General features: G+C 40.1%; 21 protein-coding genes. 16 read left to right on the forward strand and 5 right to left on the reverse strand.

Translation table 11 applies throughout. From position 1 onward, the window contains the following. The first annotated feature begins 17 nt into the window (after positions 1–17). On the forward strand, positions 18–1,640 hold the full coding sequence (locus EIP89_RS01990; RefSeq protein WP_124396994.1) for an ABC-F family ATP-binding cassette domain-containing protein: 1,623 nt from the start codon (positions 18–20) through the stop codon (positions 1,638–1,640). Positions 1,641–2,015: 375 nt separating this feature from the next. Here EIP89_RS01990 and EIP89_RS01995 read toward each other — a convergent pair whose 3' ends face one another. The 5 genes from EIP89_RS01995 to xerA all read right to left on the reverse strand — a co-directional run bounded on the left by EIP89_RS01995 (position 2,016) and on the right by xerA (position 7,171). Beyond that, positions 2,016–3,389 carry an MATE family efflux transporter gene (locus EIP89_RS01995; protein WP_124396995.1) on the reverse strand — a complete coding sequence of 458 codons (1,374 nt, stop codon included), beginning with the start codon at positions 3,387–3,389 and terminating at the stop codon, positions 2,016–2,018. Continuing rightward, complete coding sequence (locus EIP89_RS02000) at positions 3,389–4,087, reverse strand: YjjG family noncanonical pyrimidine nucleotidase (RefSeq protein WP_124396996.1); 699 nt, start codon at positions 4,085–4,087, stop codon at positions 3,389–3,391. The genes EIP89_RS01995 and EIP89_RS02000 overlap by 1 nt, the downstream gene beginning before the upstream one ends. A 29-nt stretch (positions 4,088–4,116) precedes the next feature. Then, a complete protein-coding gene (locus EIP89_RS02005) occupies positions 4,117–4,968 on the reverse strand; it encodes a transketolase (RefSeq protein ID WP_174706042.1) in 852 nt (283 codons plus the stop codon). A gap of 12 nt (positions 4,969–4,980) precedes the next feature. After that, positions 4,981–5,949, reverse strand: coding sequence for a transketolase family protein (locus EIP89_RS02010; RefSeq protein ID WP_124396997.1), 969 nt, complete (start codon positions 5,947–5,949; stop codon positions 4,981–4,983). A gap of 151 nt (positions 5,950–6,100) precedes the next feature. Further along, positions 6,101–7,171 carry a site-specific tyrosine recombinase/integron integrase gene (gene xerA, locus EIP89_RS02015; protein ID WP_148086779.1) on the reverse strand — a complete coding sequence of 357 codons (1,071 nt, stop codon included), beginning with the start codon at positions 7,169–7,171 and terminating at the stop codon, positions 6,101–6,103. A 199-nt stretch (positions 7,172–7,370) separates the two neighbouring features. On the opposite strand from xerA, the gene EIP89_RS02020 reads away from it, so the two are divergent. From EIP89_RS02020 to EIP89_RS02085, 15 genes are all read left to right on the forward strand, one after another. After that, positions 7,371–7,601 (forward strand): helix-turn-helix domain-containing protein, encoded by a 231-nt coding sequence (locus EIP89_RS02020; protein WP_124396999.1) that lies wholly within the window; start codon positions 7,371–7,373, stop codon positions 7,599–7,601. Between the two features lie 63 nt (positions 7,602–7,664). Continuing rightward, positions 7,665–8,192, forward strand: a complete 528-nt coding sequence (locus EIP89_RS02025; protein WP_124397000.1) for a hypothetical protein — start codon at positions 7,665–7,667, stop codon at positions 8,190–8,192. A gap of 180 nt (positions 8,193–8,372) precedes the next feature. Further along, positions 8,373–9,017, forward strand: a complete 645-nt coding sequence (locus tag EIP89_RS02030; RefSeq protein ID WP_124397001.1) for a hypothetical protein — start codon at positions 8,373–8,375, stop codon at positions 9,015–9,017. A 246-nt stretch (positions 9,018–9,263) separates the two neighbouring features. After that, positions 9,264–10,253, forward strand: coding sequence for a DNA adenine methylase (locus EIP89_RS02035; RefSeq protein ID WP_084180081.1), 990 nt, complete (start codon positions 9,264–9,266; stop codon positions 10,251–10,253). Continuing rightward, the gene (locus EIP89_RS02040) at positions 10,254–10,745 is read left to right on the forward strand and encodes a PD-(D/E)XK nuclease superfamily protein (RefSeq protein ID WP_037356318.1); all 492 of its coding nucleotides are present in this window, start codon (positions 10,254–10,256) and stop codon (positions 10,743–10,745) included. 344 nt (positions 10,746–11,089) lie between these two features. Continuing rightward, entirely contained in the window at positions 11,090–11,671 is a 582-nt protein-coding gene (locus EIP89_RS02045; protein ID WP_124397002.1) for a hypothetical protein, read from the forward strand. Positions 11,672–11,686: 15 nt separating this feature from the next. Next, positions 11,687–12,175 (forward strand): hypothetical protein, encoded by a 489-nt coding sequence (locus EIP89_RS02050; protein ID WP_124397003.1) that lies wholly within the window; start codon positions 11,687–11,689, stop codon positions 12,173–12,175. Positions 12,176–12,273: 98 nt separating this feature from the next. Next, positions 12,274–12,855: a hypothetical protein gene (locus EIP89_RS11440; protein WP_160160491.1), complete on the forward strand. Its 582-nt coding sequence runs from the start codon at positions 12,274–12,276 to the stop codon at positions 12,853–12,855. Then, entirely contained in the window at positions 12,834–13,418 is a 585-nt protein-coding gene (locus EIP89_RS02055) for an efflux RND transporter periplasmic adaptor subunit (protein ID WP_160160492.1), read from the forward strand. Before EIP89_RS11440 ends, EIP89_RS02055 begins: the two co-directional genes overlap by 22 nt. A gap of 54 nt (positions 13,419–13,472) precedes the next feature. Then, the gene (locus tag EIP89_RS02060) at positions 13,473–14,006 is read left to right on the forward strand and encodes a DUF3347 domain-containing protein (protein ID WP_124397005.1); all 534 of its coding nucleotides are present in this window, start codon (positions 13,473–13,475) and stop codon (positions 14,004–14,006) included. A 566-nt stretch (positions 14,007–14,572) separates the two neighbouring features. Continuing rightward, positions 14,573–15,034 carry a hypothetical protein gene (locus EIP89_RS02065; RefSeq protein WP_124397006.1) on the forward strand — a complete coding sequence of 154 codons (462 nt, stop codon included), beginning with the start codon at positions 14,573–14,575 and terminating at the stop codon, positions 15,032–15,034. A 62-nt stretch (positions 15,035–15,096) separates the two neighbouring features. Continuing rightward, positions 15,097–15,303 carry a hypothetical protein gene (locus tag EIP89_RS02070; protein ID WP_124397007.1) on the forward strand — a complete coding sequence of 69 codons (207 nt, stop codon included), beginning with the start codon at positions 15,097–15,099 and terminating at the stop codon, positions 15,301–15,303. A 372-nt stretch (positions 15,304–15,675) separates the two neighbouring features. After that, positions 15,676–16,104, forward strand: coding sequence for a hypothetical protein (locus tag EIP89_RS02075; RefSeq protein WP_124397008.1), 429 nt, complete (start codon positions 15,676–15,678; stop codon positions 16,102–16,104). A gap of 20 nt (positions 16,105–16,124) precedes the next feature. Beyond that, positions 16,125–17,372 (forward strand): glycoside hydrolase family 16 protein, encoded by a 1,248-nt coding sequence (locus EIP89_RS02080; protein WP_124397009.1) that lies wholly within the window; start codon positions 16,125–16,127, stop codon positions 17,370–17,372. Positions 17,373–17,486: 114 nt separating this feature from the next. Next, entirely contained in the window at positions 17,487–18,371 is an 885-nt protein-coding gene (locus EIP89_RS02085; RefSeq protein ID WP_051889464.1) for a tail fiber domain-containing protein, read from the forward strand. Positions 18,372–18,423 lie beyond the last annotated feature (52 nt).

Here is an 18,423-nt window from a genome sequence, read left to right on the forward strand (position 1 = left end):
AATCAGCTTTTTTACACATGATTACTGTTTCTAACGTCTCTTTACAATTCGGAAAGCGCGTCCTCTTCGACGAAGTAAATCTCAAATTCAACGGCGATAATTGCTACGGCATCATCGGTGCAAACGGTGCTGGCAAGTCCACTTTTTTAAAAATCTTGACTGGCGAAATAAATCCTACCTCTGGCCGTGTGGAGATAGAGCCAGGTAAGCGCATGGCTGTGCTCAAGCAAAATCACTTTGAGTTTGATGCGTATCCTGTACTCGATACCGTCATTATGGGCCATAGAGAGCTTTACGACATCATGAAGGAAAAGGAGGCGCTCTATGCCAAGGCTGATTTCACAGAAGCCGATGGCATACGCGCTTCAGAGCTTGAAAATCGCTTCGCAGAGCTCGATGGCTGGAACGCCGAAAGCGACGCTGCGGCTCTACTTTCAGGTCTTGGCATAAAGGAAGATGCCCACTACAAGCTCATGAGCGAGCTCTCCGGTAAGGAAAAAGTCCGCGTACTGCTCGCTCAGGCCCTTTTTGGCAATCCCGACATACTCATTATGGACGAGCCTACCAATGACCTCGACGTCTATACCATTGGCTGGCTCGAAGACTTTTTGCTCAACTTCAAAAACACCGTCATTGTCGTTTCGCACGACCGACACTTCCTCGACACTGTGTGTACACACATCTGCGACATTGACTACGGCAAGATCAAGCTCTACACCGGCAACTACACCTTCTGGTACGAAGCCAGCCAACTGGCAGCCCGCCAGCGTGCTGCAGCCAATAAAAAAGCTGAACAAAAAATTGCCGAACTCAAAGAATTCATCCAGCGCTTCAGCGCCAATGTATCGAAGAGCAAACAAGCCACCAGCCGCAAAAAGCTCCTCGAAAAAATCAACGTCGAAGAAATCCAACCTTCCAACCGCAAGTATCCAGCCATCATCTTTCAACAGAATCGCCCCGCTGGCGATCAAATCATAGAAGTCAATAACCTCGCTGGCTACGACACCGATGGCACCCCACTGTTCCGAAACATCACCTTTAAGGTAAACAAAGGAGACAAAATCGCCTTCCTCGCCGACAATCCCCGCGCCATTACCATCCTCTTCAAGATGCTCGCCGGTGAGCTCCAGCCCGATGAAGGCTCCATCTTCGTTGGCCAAACCATCACCATCGCCTACTTGCCAAACGACAACTCTGAATACTTCCAAAAAGACCTTAACCTAATCGATTGGCTGCGCGACTATTCGCCTATTAAAGACGAAGTGTACATCCGCTCCTTCCTGGGCAAAATGCTCTTCACCGGAGAAGAAGTCCTTAAATCCGTAAAAGTGCTCTCCGGAGGCGAAAAAGTGCGCTGCATGCTCTCTAAAGTGATGATGACCGGCGGAAACCTCCTCATCCTCGAAGAGCCTACCAACCACCTCGACCTGGAGTCTATAACCGCCCTAAACAACGGCATGATCGACTTTCCCGGCAATATCCTTTTCACCTCCTTTGACCACGCTCTCAACCAATCTGTGGCCAATCGCATCATCGAAATCACTCCAAATGGCCTGATCGACAAGCTCATGACCTTTGACGAGTACATCGAAAGCGAAAAGGTAAAACAACAAAAACAAGAGCTCCTCTTAGCCTACTAAGGTTTTTTTGTTTTTCTTTTTTTTACATACCCCTGGTATTGCGCTGATTGCGCCTTCGCCATGGACGGGTTTATCCAGACAAATCGGCTCTTGTTCATTTAGTCTGTGACTAGTGGCTCCTATTCGCTACTATCCCTCACGCGGCAGCGGCCTCTATCCACTATTTAAAACTTAAACTACAACTAAAACTTTTTCTGCACAAATCTGCGAGTTCAGCGGGAAACACTCCCCCTCTTTGTCGCTTAAGGCAATAGAGAGGGGCTGGAGGGTGAGTAAGAAAAAGAATAGGGCGCTTCTCAGCGCCCTACCCAAAACACATGAAAACACAAACAAAAACCCCCCTTTTTGTTTGCTCCGCAAAGTTAACTCAATACTCTAAACCAACTCCGATGTATTTTGTTCTACTTCGAGTTCATTCCTAAGCCTGCGAATAATTACGCGATACCTCCATAAGAGCATTCCAGCAGACATCGTGAGTCCTATAGCCAGAAAAATCCAAATGGCCACTACACTCTTACTCTTGTACACCCCAAAGTAATAACTTCCCGGCAAAGCAAATACCCAATAAGCCACAAAGGTGATCAGCGTCGGTATCCGAACATCTTTAAGTCCTCGCATAATGCCCAGTCCGACCGCCTGCACACCGTCAGATATTTGAAAAAACACCGCCACAATCAAGAGCTTCGAGGCAATCTCCACCACTTCCGTTTCTCTGCTGTACAGCGTTGGGAAGAAATTTCTACCCATCAGAAAAACCATACCCGCAAAGCACATCCACATCACTGTCATTACCAGTATTGTGCGTACTGCTAAGTGTAGGTTTCTTCCATCGCGCTTGCCGAGCAAATTGCCTGTACGTATCGTAGCGGCAGCAGCTAATCCTGTGGCTGCCATGTACGAAATCGACGCCAAATTGATAGCAATCTGATGAGCAGCTTGACTCGCCGGACTAATCATGCCTGCTAATACCGAGGCCGCAGCAAAAGCACTAACCTCAAAAATGTACTGAAATCCGCTCGGTACACCAATAGCCAGAATTTCTTTTGCATCTGTTCGAACCACCTTTGACGGACTAAAAACAAATTCGATATGACGAAACAATCGACTTCGAAGCACAAAAAAGGCCATTGCCCCGAGCATCACAAGCCGCGCAATCAACGTGGCATACCCTGCACCATTGAGTCCAAGGGCTGGAAACCCAAATTTTCCAAAAATCAATAGGTAATTCAATACTACATTCAGCACATTCACAGCTATGGTGATTTGCATGGCCTGTCGAGTATGTCCCAGCCCCTCAGCAAACTGCTTAAAGGCGTAATAGCCCAAAATTGGAATGATCGACATTCCTACAATGGTCATATACGGCCCGGCTAGCCGCACCACTTCCGGATCTTGCCTCATGTGCTTCAGCACTGGTGTCAGACTCTCGAGCAAAAGAAAAAGCACCAGGCCAATGCCCAGATTCAGCCAAAGTGAGGCGTTCAACAGTAGGGGTAATTGCTTCAATCTGCCTGCCCCATGCGCATTAGCAATCAGGGGTGTAAGGCCATAAGCCACTCCAATTCCAAAAACGAGTATTACAGTAAAAATCCCGTTTACCAGCGATGCTGCCGCAAGCGGTTCTGTGCCAAGCTGACCTACCATTACATTGTCGGCCACTGCCACGGTGATTTGTCCCAACTGACCGATCATTACAGGCCAAGCCAGGCGAAAGTTTTCCCGGTAGTGTTGATGTGCAGCTGACGCCATTAGAGCAAAGAGATCAGAGCTGTGAGGTTGTCAATTTCATAGGTGGGTTTTACATCGCTTTTTTGGCCTTCGGGGTTGTACCAGATTTGGTCGATGCCCACATTGCGAGCTCCTGCAATATCAGCCTCCAGGTGGTCGCCGATCATTATGGTTTCTTCCCGTTTCGACTGGGTTTTCTTTAAGGCTGTTACAAAGATTTTTGCCTCCGGCTTATTTGCGCCAGCCATTTCGCTGGTCACGATTTCTTTAAAATATTTATCCAGTCCTGATGACTTCAATTTAACCAGCTGTACTGAAGTAAATCCATTGGTGATGATGGCCAGTTGGTATTTTTCGTACAAATAATTTAAGGCTTCCAAAGCTCCGGGCATCAGAGCGGTTTGTTGAGGTGATCGCTCTACATATTGCTGCTCAAAATAGTTGCCCAGGTGTACCTCTTGTATCTGAAAATGTGCTAAGGTATCTGCAAAGCGTTCCTTGCGCAATCGGTATTTGTCGATCTTGCCTTCGCGGTACAAGGCCCACTTTTGATCGTTCACGCGGTTATAAACAGTGTAAAACTCCTCAAATTCAAGACCTTTGAGGTGTAATCCTGTTTCAGTGAAAATTTCCTTTAGCACCGTTGTACTGTTGGTGTGAAAATCCCAAAGCGTATGGTCGAGATCAAAGAAGAGGGTCTCGTAGCTGCGCAAAGCCATTATAAGTACTTAATGTAAAATCAGAGGATTTAATAATCACCCAAAGTTTCCGGATTTTGTTCGAGGGCACGACGCAGTTGCTCGTCGTTAGGCGCTATGCCGTGCCATTCGTGGCTGCCCATCATAAAGTCCACCCCATGGCCCATTTCGGTTTTCATAATGAGCACCACAGGTTTTTCGTTGCGTGTGAGGCTTTTTGCGAGCAGTAAGGCTTCTGCCACTTCGACCAAATCGTTGCCATTTTCGCACTCTACCACGAGCCAGCCGAAAGCTTCAAATTTGGCTTTTAGATCGCCCAAATCCATTACCTCGCTCACATCTCCGTCGATCTGGCGATTGTTTCGATCGATGGTCACCACAAGATTGTCAACTTTGTGATGAGCGGCAAACATGGCAGCTTCCCATATCTGCCCTTCCTGTAGTTCGCCATCGCCTTGTAGCGTATACACGGTGTGTAGGTCGCCGTTGAGCTTTTTGGCTAAGGCTGCTCCGATGGCCACACTCAGCCCTTGGCCGAGCGAACCAGTCGCTACCCTTACCCCCGGCAGATGCTCGTGGGTGGCCGGATGCCCTTGCAAGCGAGAATTAATCCGCCGAAAGGTGGCCAACTCACTGACCGGAAAAAAACCGCTTCGAGCCAGTACGGAATAGTACACCGGTGTGATATGACCGTTGCTGAGAAAGAATATGTCCTGATCGCGCCCGTCCATTGTGAAAGTAGCCGGGTCGTGATCCATCACATACTGAAACAGCGCTACAAAAAATTCGGTGCATCCAAGACTACCTCCCGGATGACCGCTTTGTACAGCATGTACCATGCGCACAATATCACGGCGTACCTGTGGCAGCCATGCTTTTAATTCGTTTATATCTGATTTAATTCCCACGATTGCTTACGATTTTTTGGTTTTGCGTTCGATTGCTTTCATAGCAGCTTGTGCCACGTTTTCAGGTGTAAGGCCGTATTTGGCCAAGAGCTCTTCCGGTTTGCCGCTTTCGCCGAAGGAGTCATTTACTGCCACATACTCTTGTGGTACAGGGTGATGCGTTAGAATCACCTGAGCTACGGCATCCCCAAGTCCGCCAAAGCGGTTGTGTTCTTCAGCTGTTACGGCACAACCGGTTTTAGCTATCGACTTAAGGATGGCTTCGCGATCTATGGGCTTTATGGTGTGAATGTTGATGATTTCAGCGTCTATACCTTTGGCTTCCAGGAGTTTTTGAGCTTCTAAGGCGATCCACACCATATGTCCGGTGGCGAAGATGCTCACATCGCTGCCCTCGATCAGAGTAATGGCCTTTCCGATTTCAAAGGTTTGATTTTCAGGTGTAAAGTTTGGCCATTTTGGTCTTCCGAAGCGCAGATACACCGGCCCTTCGTAATCAGCTATAGCTATGGTAGCAGCCTTCGTTTGATTGTAATCGCATGGATTGATTACCACCATGCCCGGCAACATACGCATCAAGCCAATGTCTTCCAAAATTTGGTGGGTGGCACCATCTTCGCCCAAGGTGAGGCCGGCGTGTGAAGCACATATTTTCACATTCTTGTGCGAGTAGGCGATCGACTGGCGGATCTGGTCATACACGCGTCCGGTAGAGAAGTTGGCAAAGGTGCCGGTAAAAGGTATGTAGCCACCAATGGTCAATCCTGCTGCTATGCCCATCATGTTTGCCTCAGCGATGCCCACCTGAAAGAAGCGTTCCGGAAAAGCCTTTTTGAAAGCATCCATTTTTAGCGAACCGGTCAGGTCGGCACACAGCGCCACTACTCGTTCGTTGCGCTTGCCCAGTTCCAACAACCCCGCTCCAAAGCCCGAGCGCGTGTCTTTGGCACCGGTATCTACAAAGGTATTTTTCATTCTTTAGAATTGAATATCAAATAATTATGACAAAAAGTGCCGCAAAGGTACGATGGCTACTGGTTAAAAGGTGTGTAAAGTTTTACGGGTGGGGGGGGGGGGGGGGGGGTGAGACCACCCACACCTGCCAGGCGATGGCAACTGCCAAGGGTTACAGAGTATCTAAAGGGCTTTGAATGCGCCTAAGAGCCTCGTCCGTCACGTGCGTGTAGATTTGTGTAGTTCTTACAGAACTGTGCCCTAGAAGTTCCTGTAGCACACGGATGTCAGCGCCGGCTTCCAGCAAATGTGTAGCGTAGCTATGCCTGAGGCCATGAACACTTACTTGCCTGAAAATACCCGCCGTATGCATAGCTTTTTTAAAAACCATTTGCACACTTCTAGCGGAATACTGCCTGCCCGGCGCCCCCTCAAAGAGCCAAGCTTCAGGCCTGTAGGCATTGTAATATTCTGCCAATTGACTTTTTACCCGCTCGGGCAAGGGCACATAGCGATCTTTTTTGCCTTTGGCATGTTCGATCAATACCCGACTATCTGCACTATTGATATGATGTAATTTGATGCCTATAATTTCACTTACGCGCAAACCCATACCATAGCACATTTCTAACATCAGTCTGTGCTTTGGATTTTCTACGGCTGAAAAAAGTAGTTTAATCTCTTTTTTAGAAAGAACTTTTGGCAGCGATTTTTTTGATTTTGGGCGTGGAATTTCGATAAACATTTTCTTCTGCCCGAGCACTTGTTCGTAATAAAATTTTAGTGCATTTACTACCGAGTTAAGCGAGGATTCGCTGAGCTTTCTTTTCTTTAAAACATAGAGCAAATAATCTTTTATTCGTTCAGCTGTAAAAGATGCAGCCGGATGTGATTTTATTATAATTAAAAAACGCACAAATTCACCCACATATACTCTAATAGTATTGGCACTGTAAGCTTTGAGTTGTAGTTGCCGGATGTAATTTTTTAGATCCGAATGATGAATGGTGTGGACTTTTGAAAAATACTCTTCATAAGGGCTTTTTAATGGAAAATTCAATTTTTCCCTATGCTCTTTGGTATCAAGCACCCACCAGGCTTTCAACGTCGGATGCCACCGAACTTTAGGAAGAAGATTTTTTAAAAAAACCTTCCGCTCATCCGTATATTCAAATGAAATCCAAAGTACATCTCGATGCCCAAATGTACCGGTAGTAACAGTGTAATACTTTAAAGACCCCATGCTTCGCGAAATAAATATCAAACGTATGACATTTGAAGGGCATTATATGTAAAGATATCATTATCACGAACAAAAAAAATTGTCTAATCATATGAATATCAATGATCTAAAATTTTTAAAAAATTTTTCACATATCGATATATAAATTGCTAGTTGCGTATATTTTTGTGTTATAGCCTATGCTAAAAAGACGACAACAATGGAACTATCTGAAAGAATTAGAAAAATCCGAAAGGCATATAATTTGACTCAGGCAGATATCGCTTGTAGACTAGATATTGCACCTTCTAGTTATGGGCAAATAGAAAGAAATGCAATAAAGGCTTCCTGCCAAACGCTTTTAAAAGTGGCAAATGCCATAGGAGTTTCATTAACTTTTCTTGTTGACATCGAATCTAGAAAATTTGTTGAAGATAAAAATACAGGTTAAAGCCTGTTTTTAAATTCATTTTCTAGAAATATTTTTGTTCAACTAACTTTAAATTTTATCAATATGACACCACAAGCAAAACAAACAGCAACTACATTTCTTAGTAGCGTGAATTTCATTTTACCAGCTCTACCTCATGATGAACAAGTACCCAAACTCAAACAACTTGTTTACACATCTTCCGACTCGTGCGGCAGTTTTGGACAGTGTGACGAATATTTAAGACTTGCAGAGCGTTCTGCTGTTTTCGGACAGCCTCAACAAGTCATAGATTTTAACATACAACGAGGCGAACGCTTTAACATAATCGGCTTAAACACATTAGACCGTGCTTTAGAGCATATCAATGAAATTGTAGGAATAGATTTAGGAAATGATTTTGATATTCCACCAACGGAAGTTGGAAAATACAATAATTTTCTAGCCGCGTTAAAAGATGACCTTGCTGATGTAGATGTAAAGAAAGAAGATGCCCAAATTATTCTTGACATATTCAACGAAGTTGTGGGCGTGTATCAGAATAGTGGCGAAAATGGGTTAACTAATTATATAAAACTAAAGTTAGAGGAGCTTCACAACTATAGAAGCTAAGATAATAAAGGAAGGGTGAGCAATTTGCCTTGGTGGAAAATTGTAGCTATTGCAGCCCTAATTGGAATAGCGATATTTGTTGTAGTTAGGTGTTTCAGGAGGAACAAGTGCGAATATCTCGTAAGAGATTTTGCATATTTAGCACAAGGCATTTATTACCTCGTTAAACTTTGCTAGAATATGGCTAATTTAAAGCATCTACTAATATTCTTAACCGTTATTAGTTTAGACAACACTGTTGTCAAAGCACAAGAAAGTGATTTGCCACTCCAGAAAAATTATTTTATATTAAACTCATCCTTATTTGTTAATGAAGCAAGTTTGAACTCCGAAAAAAGTCAACTTATTGGCAGTGGACATTCATTTGCAATTGACTATAGAAGATTAATTATGAATAATGAAAGAGGGTCAATTTATGCAATTTTAGGAATAGGTGACTTCCGAATGGGGTATTCAGGATGGATAGACAATAATGGTGTTAGTGAAAATTTTAGTGCGACAGAACGCTACACTGTGCTAAGTGGAGGGTTTGTTGGTTCATTAAAATCTCGTCAAAACCCACTTGACTTTTTAGACTTAGAGATGACCTTTGCCTATTGGAGATTGAACAATCAAAGCTCATTTGTAAATGGCACAAGCACATTCCCCAAAGCAGAATCCAGACTTTCACTTATGTTTTATCCGCATTATTCGAAAGTTTTTGACAATGTAAAATTCAGCATTGGACCATTTGCAAACATTGATTTGGCAGAAATTAATGAAACAGGAAAGCCTTTTGACTTAGCATTAATTGGTCTTAGACTTGGTTTTGGAATAGGTTTCTAGTCCCATAAACGACAGGAAGCACAGGCTATAACAGCAGTTTTGCGTCAGGCGGGGTTTCGTACTTCGTTTGACGCATTTTTGCATATATTTAAGTTTGATTCTTCGTATAAAAATTAGTGCTAAAAATCCCGCCCGAACGCAAAGCTGCAAACCGTTGGGCGTAATGCTATGGTGACAGTTAACATTGAAAATTACGGTTCGACAAACGAACTTTTTGATTAAATTTAAAGATTGACTTTTAATAATATGGCGACAGCAAAAAAATATAAAATCAAGGACGAGAAACCTTCAATAGTTGAAGACCTTTTCAATCCTTACAATGTGGGTGCAAGACCATTTTTAAAATGGGCAGGCGGCAAAGGACAATTACTCGATAAATTTCGAGAACTCTATCCCAAACAGCTAAAACAAAAAAAAATTAAAACTTTTTACGAGCCGTTTTTAGGTAGTGGCGCAGTTTTCTTTGACATTGCACAAAATTACGACATAGAAAGTGCATATCTATACGACATTAATGAAGAACTAATTTTAACTTACCAAGTTATTCAAAAAGACGTTTCAAAACTGCTTGAATTTCTGTATCGTTACCAAAAAAACTATCTGAAACTCGACAAAAAACAAAGGCAGGAGTTTTATTACGAACAGAGGACTAACTACAATTTACAACGCTTCAACATTGACTACAACAAGTATTCAGAACAATGGTTTCCGAGAGCAGCCCAACTTATTTTCTTAAACCGGACTTGCTATAACGGACTTTATAGAGTTAATTCAAAAGGAGAATTTAATTCACCGGCAGGCGACTACGAAAACCCAACAATTTGCGATGAACAAAACTTAATGGCAGTTCACCAAGTTTTGCAAATTGCGGAGATTAAAAAAGCTGACTTTAGACAAGTTGTTGCAGACTTGAAGGAGAAATCATTTGTGTATTTCGATCCGCCATACAGACCTATTAGCAAGACAGCAAACTTCAAATCATACAGCAAACACGATTTTACCGACAACGAACAAATCGAACTTGCAAAGTTATTCAGAGAACTTGACAAGGAAGGAATAAAAGTAATGTTGAGCAATTCCGATCCCAAAAACAATGACACTACTGACAATTTTTTTGATAAATTATACAGCGACTACAATATATTGAGAATTCCTGCAAGAAGAATGATAAACTCCGACCCAGCAAAACGTGGTGCAATTAATGAAATCGTTGTTACAAACTATTCAATCGCATAAATGGAAAAGGGAACTAAAAGCAATATTACAGGTAATCAACTTGAAGTAGCAGTAAAGACAGTTTTGACAGGAAAAGGATTTGAGCTATTAAATTATCGAGTTTGGGAAAAAAACAAAGAGAAATACGGAGAAGAACTACTTCTCGAAAATGTTCCATTTACAACAATTTACGAGCATAAAGGTAACACAGAATTTCTGCTCATATCCAAAAAATATGACTTAAGAATAAGAATAGAATGTAAGTGGCAACAAGTCGCAGGTTCAGTTGACGAGAAACTACCCTATTTGTATTTAAACACCATAGAAGCAATGCCTGAAAATTCAATTATGATTTTAATTGACGGAGTAGGTTGGAAAGCGGGAGCAATTAAATGGTTAAAGGACGCTGTTAAACAAAAGAAATACACCACAGAAGATACAAAGAACAAAGAAATTTTTGTGTTCAGTTTGACAGAATTTTTCACTTGGGCAAACAAGACATTCAACAAGTGACGAAAGAAGAAGCACATACGCCCAACACGGGTTTTGCGTCAGGCGGGGTGACGTGCAAACTTGGAGCTTTGTGCTTCTATTCAAATTCAATGCTGGTTGACAGTTTTGTGCTCCAAAACCCGCCCGAACGCAAAGCCCGAAACCGTTAGCACACATTTTATGAAAGATTACCGTTTTAACTTTTTTAAAAGAAAATAATAGATGTTAAATAGCTATATTTGTGATGTTTAACCATTAAATGTTTTAATATGAAAAATTATGGAAACTGGGCAAATCTTGCAAAGTGCGAGATTCCAAACAAAAAGAACCCTTAAGACAATGCTGGGGCAGAGCATAACAGATTAATGGCTGTAATTGAATCAAAAGGTAATCCAAAAATGTCTTTGGACGAAGTTTTTGATTTGTGCGATGAAGTTCTAAGAGACGAATTTGGTTCTCAATTAATACCAAATTATTCGTCCAAAAAATTGGCTACTCCAATCATTAATATTAGTAGCGAACGAGAATTTGAAACATACATAAATAGTCTTGATTTAAATCAAGAAACTAAAGACTATTTGTTTGAGCTTTACAGCATTTTGTTTGAGTACGACTCTACTAATTTATGTTCTGTTGTCAGTAAAGTAAAAGAATTTGAAGATAAAATATTAGCTTCAAAAGGTTCTGCAAACATAGAAAATATCTTAATTTCATCTTCTGTTGGGCGGTATTCTTTAGCCTACTGGAATGACAGATATGGGAATGAAAACTTTGTGGCAAGAGCATTTTGGAAAAAGTTTTTTACCGCAGTGGCTGATTGTGTAGGTGCAACTGCTGGTGCAATTGCAGGGTCTGCAACTGTTGTCGGTGGTATAGCAGGTGGCATTACTGGTGCTATTGGAGCAAGTGCAGGTTTTTCAAGAGTTTGGGATGTTTTTGCAAATTAGTTAAATATTTAATTTATGAAAACTTTCAAATTAGGTTTAATAAAAGCTTGTCTGCTTTTATTACCAATAGTTTCTTGGGGTCAATTTGACCCCATATTCTACAATATTATGATTCCTCACGACAAAGTTGAAACAATAGCATCAATGTTAAAAAAAGAAGGTGTTGAACTTAATATTGAATCTCAAGGATATGCTATTGTTAATCAAGACAAAAATTCTTTCCTTTTATTCAAGAAAAAGGAAAAATCAGATATTCGTGCATTCAAAATATTGAGAAAAACAAATAATTTTTATTTGTTATGTTCAGATGACGTTGAATTATGCAATTGTAAAGGTAACACATTTTTATATTTTAGTCAGACCCATAAGCTTCAAAGAATACAACGTCCTTTTAGTGTATCAATGAAAAAAGATTTACTAAGAAGGATGGAGCAGTTTTCGATAAAGTTCCCGCAAGAACATAAACAACTTGATTTTTGTGAATTATTAAGTAAAATTGAATAATTATGAAAAATTATGGAAACTGGGCAAATCTTGCAAAGTGCGAGATTCCAAACAAAAAGAACCCTTAAGACAATGCTGGGGCAGAGCATAACAGATTAATGGCTGTAATTGAATCAAAAGGTAATCCAAAAATGTCTTTGGACGAAGTTTTTGATTTGTGCGATGAAGTTCTAAGAGACGAATTTGGTTCTCAATTAATACCAAATTATTCGTCCAAAAAATTGGCTACTCCAATCATTAATATTAGTAGCGAACGAGAATTTGAAACATACATAAATAGTCTTGATTTAAATCAAGAAACTAAAGACTATTTGTTTGAGCTTTACAGCATTTTGTTTGAGTACGACTCTACTAATTTATGTTCTGTTGTCAGTAAAGTAAAAGAATTTGAAGATAAAATATTAGCTTCAAAAGGTTCTGCAAACATAGAAAATATCTTAATTTCATCTTCTGTTGGGCGGTATTCTTTAGCCTACTGGAATGACAGATATGGGAATGAAAACTTTGTGGCAAGAGCATTTTGGAAAAAGTTTTTTACCGCAGTGGCTGATTGTGTAGGTGCAACTGCTGGTGCAATTGCAGGGTCTGCAACTGTTGTCGGTGGTATAGCGGGTGGCATTACTGGTGCTATTGGAGCAAGTGCAGGTTTTTCAGTCGTTTGGGACGTTTTTGCGAATTAAAAAAAATAAAAAAAACGTGTGCTAATTTTGTAAATAAAGGTACTGTTTTATTTGAAGTCGCCGATTTGAGCAATGTATGGGTTTTACTGGATGCGTATGAAATAGATTTGCCATTTTTGAAAGTAGGTCAAAAAATCACTTTGACCGTTCCATCACTTCCTGGAAAAGAATTTACAGCATACATATCTTTTATTGACCCATTCATCAATACACAAACGAGAACTGCTTCTGTAAGAGCTGAATTAAACAATCCACAACTAATTCTTAAACCAGAAACGTTTGTTATGGGTAAAATTAGAGCAAAACTACCTGTTTCTGAAAAGTCGGTGGTTATCCCAAGAACAGCTTTACTGTGGACTGGTAAACGTTCTATTGTCTATGTAAAAATTCCAAATGCAGAATTTCCTTCTTTTGAAATGAGAGAGATAACACTTGGAGCATCATTGGGAGATTACTACATTGTTGTAAGTGGTTTATCCGAAGGCGAAGAAATCGTTACCAATGGAGTATTCGCTATTGACGGTGCTGCACAACTCAATGGCAATTACAGTAAAATGGTTTAAGAATTAAATAATTTTGGAATTGACGGTGCTGCACAACTCAATGGCAATTACAGTATGATGAATCGGGCAGTGGATAACACAATTGCCGCTCCTGAAAAGTTTACCGAACAACTAACAGATTTTGTAAACCAATATTTCGAACTCAACAAGAGTTTAGTTCAAAGTGATTTTAAAATGACACAGTCCAACGCCAAAAAGTTGGAAATAAGTTTGAATAAAATTGATAAGAAGTTGCTTGACGAAGAAGCATACAATGCTTGGTTGGAGCAGTTTTCTACACTAAAAAAGCAAATTGGACAGTTGCAAACCGCTAAAGACATCGAGAAACAACGAGAAATATTTTCTGACCTTTCAAATCAAATTATTGAAATTGCAGAAACATTCGGACTAAAGATAGAGACCGTTTATGTAGCATACTGCCCAATGGCACTAGACGACAAAGGTGCATTTTGGTTAAGCGAAAAAGAAGAAATCAATAATCCATACTTTGGTGATAAAATGCTAAGATGTGGAGAAGTGAAAAAGAAAATAAGAACACAAAGTAAGCAAGGAACTAAAACAAATCAGCCACAAGGACATCAACACTAAGCCTACCCTATTTGCAAGCACATTGCCAAAGCCCCTCAGCTCTCCTGAGTTTATCGAAGGTAGCCAACACGCAGACCCCCGCCAACTTAAGAGAACGAAACATCGACCATGGGTTACCAGCACGGACGACAAAAGGCCTACTGGTAGCAACGTGTAGCCGCAGTTGGCGGTGATGTGAAAAATTGAAGCTGAGTGCAACGATCCACCTTTTGTCCAGGTTTACAGCTTTGCACTCCAATAGCCCCCCTTTACGGCAATTTTTAAGTCGTCGATACAAAAAGCTGAATCCGAAAAAATCAACCGAAAAAGAATGACTTTTAATACCAAAAAACAATCTTCTGGACAACAGCAATACTCGCTTCCGGTTTGACCTCTTGTGCAGGTCTTAAAAACACCCACTGTCCTCTCAACCTGATACAAACTATTGCCGCCAACACATTGCAAAAACCTACTCAAAAGACGATTTACCCAAACCCCTGCATACTCTTGCTATCGACAGTGCTCTGACAAACAGATTTTCCTTCCAATCGCTCAATGCAGCCAATGCAATAGGCATCCTTGATGCATTGGCTGAATTTGTACATTTAAAAAATTCTTTCGACATCCATCCTACCCTGGAAAAAAAACTAAAAATCGTAGAACTTTCTCAAAAAATCTATCAAAAAATCAACATTTCCTCTCTCGAAATTTCGGCCATCGCAAGTGAAATGGATTGCGAAGAAGAACGCGCCGATCAAATCGCCTCCTACGTAAAGGGAAAAGAAGATCATATTGAAACTAAACTGACAGTCAGCGCCATTGTAGCAGGAGCCATAGGTGCCATTTCAGCGGGTATCCTTTTAGCCAATACTGCATCCGGAAATACGCCTGAAGTGGTCGGTATTGGCACAGGTCTGATAGAAGCTACTCTGGGTATTCTCATCCTGACAAACAAGCGAAAAATCACGTATTACCACCCGGGAAATGCTTTAAAAGACATATGGACGGCGCCGGAAACTTCTTCAATTTTTCCCGTATCCATTTGGTAGTATTTGACCTATGAAAATCCACACTCCGGTGTCAAATCTCTCAGACAACAACTCGTGGACAGATGGTTAGGCTATGGACAAATCGCAGACACCAAAGAAAAAAACAAAGAAAAAATCTATGCCTTATATTTGGAAAAGGAGGAAAATACACCGCCTCTCAACTCATCAACAGAGCCAATATGTACGACCAGCCGGAAGCCTATATCAACTTAATGAAACAAGACCTGAAAGTATTGGCATCGGAGCTGGAGAAATTCATTGACGATTGATAAGAGCAAAATGCGATATGCCAACCATCACCGAAAGTTGAAATGGACCATGCAGTTGTATCAGAAATAAAAATTTTATCAATAGTTTTTTGATTCCACACATTCTGACCCAAAACGTGTCCATCCGATAGCCAAAAAGTTAACAAATATTTTAAATCAGCGCTGCATTTCGCACAAAACTTTTCGATTAATTGCACAGTACTATTTTCATTGCCTGTTGACTTCAATTTAGGAACATTTTGAATTTCAAGGTTAGATGTACTTATTTAACCAGTAAAAAATGCCATTTTTTTTTCACTTCTTCTGTCAACAGTTACTATTTTGAGTACACCTTTTCAAGTGGTATCACGAGGAGTTGAAACACAGAAACCTGTGCAAAGAGAAATCCGGATCGGTGCATACATCAGTTGTGTAACCCACTTATATGAGACGATGGGTCAGAAGCATGCCTTTTTGCCCCTTCAATCGGTTGGAGTCCCGGTTGGTATCAATCTATGGTTTGACAGGGATATAGCTTTTTCCATCGAGTTTGTGCCGGACGTTGGAGTCGGAGGACATATTTTGATGGACAATTTTTTGTTTCATCCTGGGTTTATCCGGAGTTTATCAGACCGCGCCAATATAGCCCTTCGTTTGGCTTTTGACACGTCCGGACGAATAGGTCTTACTCCTGTGCTCGGATATAAACTCTTCTCCACCAATCAATCTTCCGTTTCTTTGAGCATTCCGTTTCCGATGAGGTTTGGCAATGGTCTTCCCGCCTCATTTGCTACAGGAGTACAGCTTGGTTGGGGATTTTGAGCTACAATTTTTTGCTTCCAATGGCAGAATTCCGTCAGTTAACAAAATTGCAACCATGCATCATAAAAATACATCACTATTGGAGTTGGTTAAAATTTTATTGTATATTTGGTGTTCTTATATACAATGCTTCTGATATGTGGAGTACTCCGGAATCCTGTACTGTGCCAAACGGCCAAACGTCAGCAAACATGGGAAGAAGCATACTACATTTCAATATGAAGAAATTACACCAAACGCTTATCAGATTAAGTAAAGCTTTTAAGTATGACCCATCAATCCATTTACCAATACATTTTGTCAAAATGAGAGCAACAATTTCGTTGTGTTTTCTAACTTTCATTTCGCTTTCCGGATATACTCAGAATCCGGGCAATGATAAGAGCTGGATACTTGATAATTCTGTTTCAGATGATTTTAGTGGAATAACAATTGACCAAGCAAAATGGGACTATCATCCTCCTTGGAGTACCTGCCATGGTGAATCATGCCTGACTACTGATTCTAGTAATAGAAAAGTCGAAAATGGAGTTTTAAAACTAATAGTTCGAAAACAAACGTGTACATGCATTGATTGGGATGGAACAACTCATAATAAAAACTACACATCTGGTGCGATTTTTTCAAAAAGTACTTTTAAATATGGTTATTTTGAGATAAGATGCAGGATTCCTGAACTTAAAAATTCTTACTTCACAGGGAAAGGTTTTGGCCCAAATTTTTGGATGTGGCCGAGTTTAGATTGGAAGTCGACCTATCCTTCTGTGGAATGGAGTGAGATTGATATTTATGAATTTGATGCGGAGACCAATTTACATACTTGTAATGTTCATTACAAAGATACTTCTATGTTATATAAATGGGAATTGAGAAGTTATCCTGACCCTTATGATTTTACAGTGGATTTCAGTTCTTATCATACTTTTGGTTGCGAATGGACTCCATCGTATATTAACTTCTACATCGATGACAAATTAATTCGCTCGACAAACACGCCATATGCTGAAAATCTAATTCCTATGAATATATGGGTTGATATTAATGTACCTGCAACAAATTTCAATAAGAATTTTGTTCCAAACTCTTTATTCCCATATACATACGAAATAGATTATGTTAGAATATATAATTTACAAATGGATTGTAACACAGTTGTTAACCAGTCCAATATTAACTTTTCTACCTTTAATTATGCTTTAATTATGCAGTTAAAAAGTCCATTACAATTAGCAATTCAACGATACCTTTCTATAATAAAGTTACATTAAGAGCTACCGATTTTGTTCAAATCAACGGAGAATTTACCGTACCATTAGGAAGTGAATTTGCAATTGTACCAACTCCTTGTTTTTAAATATTGTATAAATTAAAAAATACTAGTCATGAAAAACGCAGCTATTACCTTATTACTAACTTTATTTACATTAAATGCAGGATTTTCACAACTAAAAGTGACTAGTGAAGGAAGTGTATCTATTAATTCCTATGCTCCAAATTGGGGAAGAGCACTAAGAACTACTGTACATTATCCACAAACTTGTGCTTATCATTTGACTTATTTAAACAAAGATAGGTTTTATGTTTGCGCTGAGGGATGGCTTTGGGTAGAGAAAGGAGGTTATTTTGGCTCTGACTTAAAAATAAAGCAAAATGTTAAAAAGATTAGTTCCCCATTATCTACTGTATTTAAGTTAAACGGCATCCAATTTACCTTTATTGATGAGGAAAATTCATTGAAATCTACATCATCAAATACTTCTTATTATCGCTTAGGTTTGATTGCCCAAGAGGTAGAACAAGTGCTTCCGGGAATTGTTAAAACCATGCCAGATGGTTCAAAGGCCATTGCATATACCGATTTAATAGCTTTAGTAATTGAAGCAATTAAAGAACAACAACTTTATATTAGTAATCTAAAAAATGAAATTCAAGAACTCAAGGAACAAATTGCGTCGAACAAAACTCAGTCAGCAAATATTGCGAAGGGTTTACCACAAATTGTAAACAGTCCATTAGTATTTCAAAACAAACCCAATCCTTTCAATCAATCAACTGAAATAAACTATTTTTTACCGGATACTGTAAAATCTGCACACATCTTTATCTATGATGTAAATGGTGCACAACTTAAAAAAATTCCCATTGAAAATAAAGGAGAAGGTTCTGTAATACTCCATGGGGCTGAATTAAAGGCTGGTATGTATCATTACGTTTTAATTGTCAATGGTCAAATAGTTGACTCAAAGAAGATGATTCTGACAGATTAAGTTTTGGAATGAATGTATAGGCAGGTGCAATAACCTGTTCTTCTTTTTAAAT

It is taken from the genome of Thermaurantimonas aggregans (assembly GCF_003851885.1).
GTDB lineage: Bacteria > Bacteroidota > Bacteroidia > Flavobacteriales > Schleiferiaceae > Thermaurantimonas > Thermaurantimonas aggregans.

Coding starts and splice junctions, on each gene's coding strand:
- EIP89_RS02030 (WP_124397001.1), top strand. CDS start 8,373: ATGGCTAATTTAAAGCATCTACTAATATTCTTAACCGTTATTAGTTTA.
- EIP89_RS02010 (WP_124396997.1), bottom strand. CDS start 5,949: ATGAAAAATACCTTTGTAGATACCGGTGCCAAAGACACGCGCTCGGGC.
- EIP89_RS01995 (WP_124396995.1), bottom strand. CDS start 3,389: ATGGCGTCAGCTGCACATCAACACTACCGGGAAAACTTTCGCCTGGCT.
- EIP89_RS02085 (WP_051889464.1), top strand. CDS start 17,487: ATGAAAAACGCAGCTATTACCTTATTACTAACTTTATTTACATTAAAT.
- xerA (WP_148086779.1), bottom strand. CDS start 7,171: ATGGGGTCTTTAAAGTATTACACTGTTACTACCGGTACATTTGGGCAT.
- EIP89_RS11440 (WP_160160491.1), top strand. CDS start 12,274: ATGGCTGTAATTGAATCAAAAGGTAATCCAAAAATGTCTTTGGACGAA.
- EIP89_RS02070 (WP_124397007.1), top strand. CDS start 15,097: ATGGTTAGGCTATGGACAAATCGCAGACACCAAAGAAAAAAACAAAGA.
- EIP89_RS02080 (WP_124397009.1), top strand. CDS start 16,125: ATGGCAGAATTCCGTCAGTTAACAAAATTGCAACCATGCATCATAAAA.
- EIP89_RS02000 (WP_124396996.1), bottom strand. CDS start 4,087: ATGGCTTTGCGCAGCTACGAGACCCTCTTCTTTGATCTCGACCATACG.
- EIP89_RS02040 (WP_037356318.1), top strand. CDS start 10,254: ATGGAAAAGGGAACTAAAAGCAATATTACAGGTAATCAACTTGAAGTA.
- EIP89_RS02035 (WP_084180081.1), top strand. CDS start 9,264: ATGGCGACAGCAAAAAAATATAAAATCAAGGACGAGAAACCTTCAATA.
- EIP89_RS02045 (WP_124397002.1), top strand. CDS start 11,090: ATGGCTGTAATTGAATCAAAAGGTAATCCAAAAATGTCTTTGGACGAA.
- EIP89_RS01990 (WP_124396994.1), top strand. CDS start 18: ATGATTACTGTTTCTAACGTCTCTTTACAATTCGGAAAGCGCGTCCTC.
- EIP89_RS02020 (WP_124396999.1), top strand. CDS start 7,371: ATGGAACTATCTGAAAGAATTAGAAAAATCCGAAAGGCATATAATTTG.
- EIP89_RS02025 (WP_124397000.1), top strand. CDS start 7,665: ATGACACCACAAGCAAAACAAACAGCAACTACATTTCTTAGTAGCGTG.
- EIP89_RS02060 (WP_124397005.1), top strand. CDS start 13,473: ATGATGAATCGGGCAGTGGATAACACAATTGCCGCTCCTGAAAAGTTT.
- EIP89_RS02050 (WP_124397003.1), top strand. CDS start 11,687: ATGAAAACTTTCAAATTAGGTTTAATAAAAGCTTGTCTGCTTTTATTA.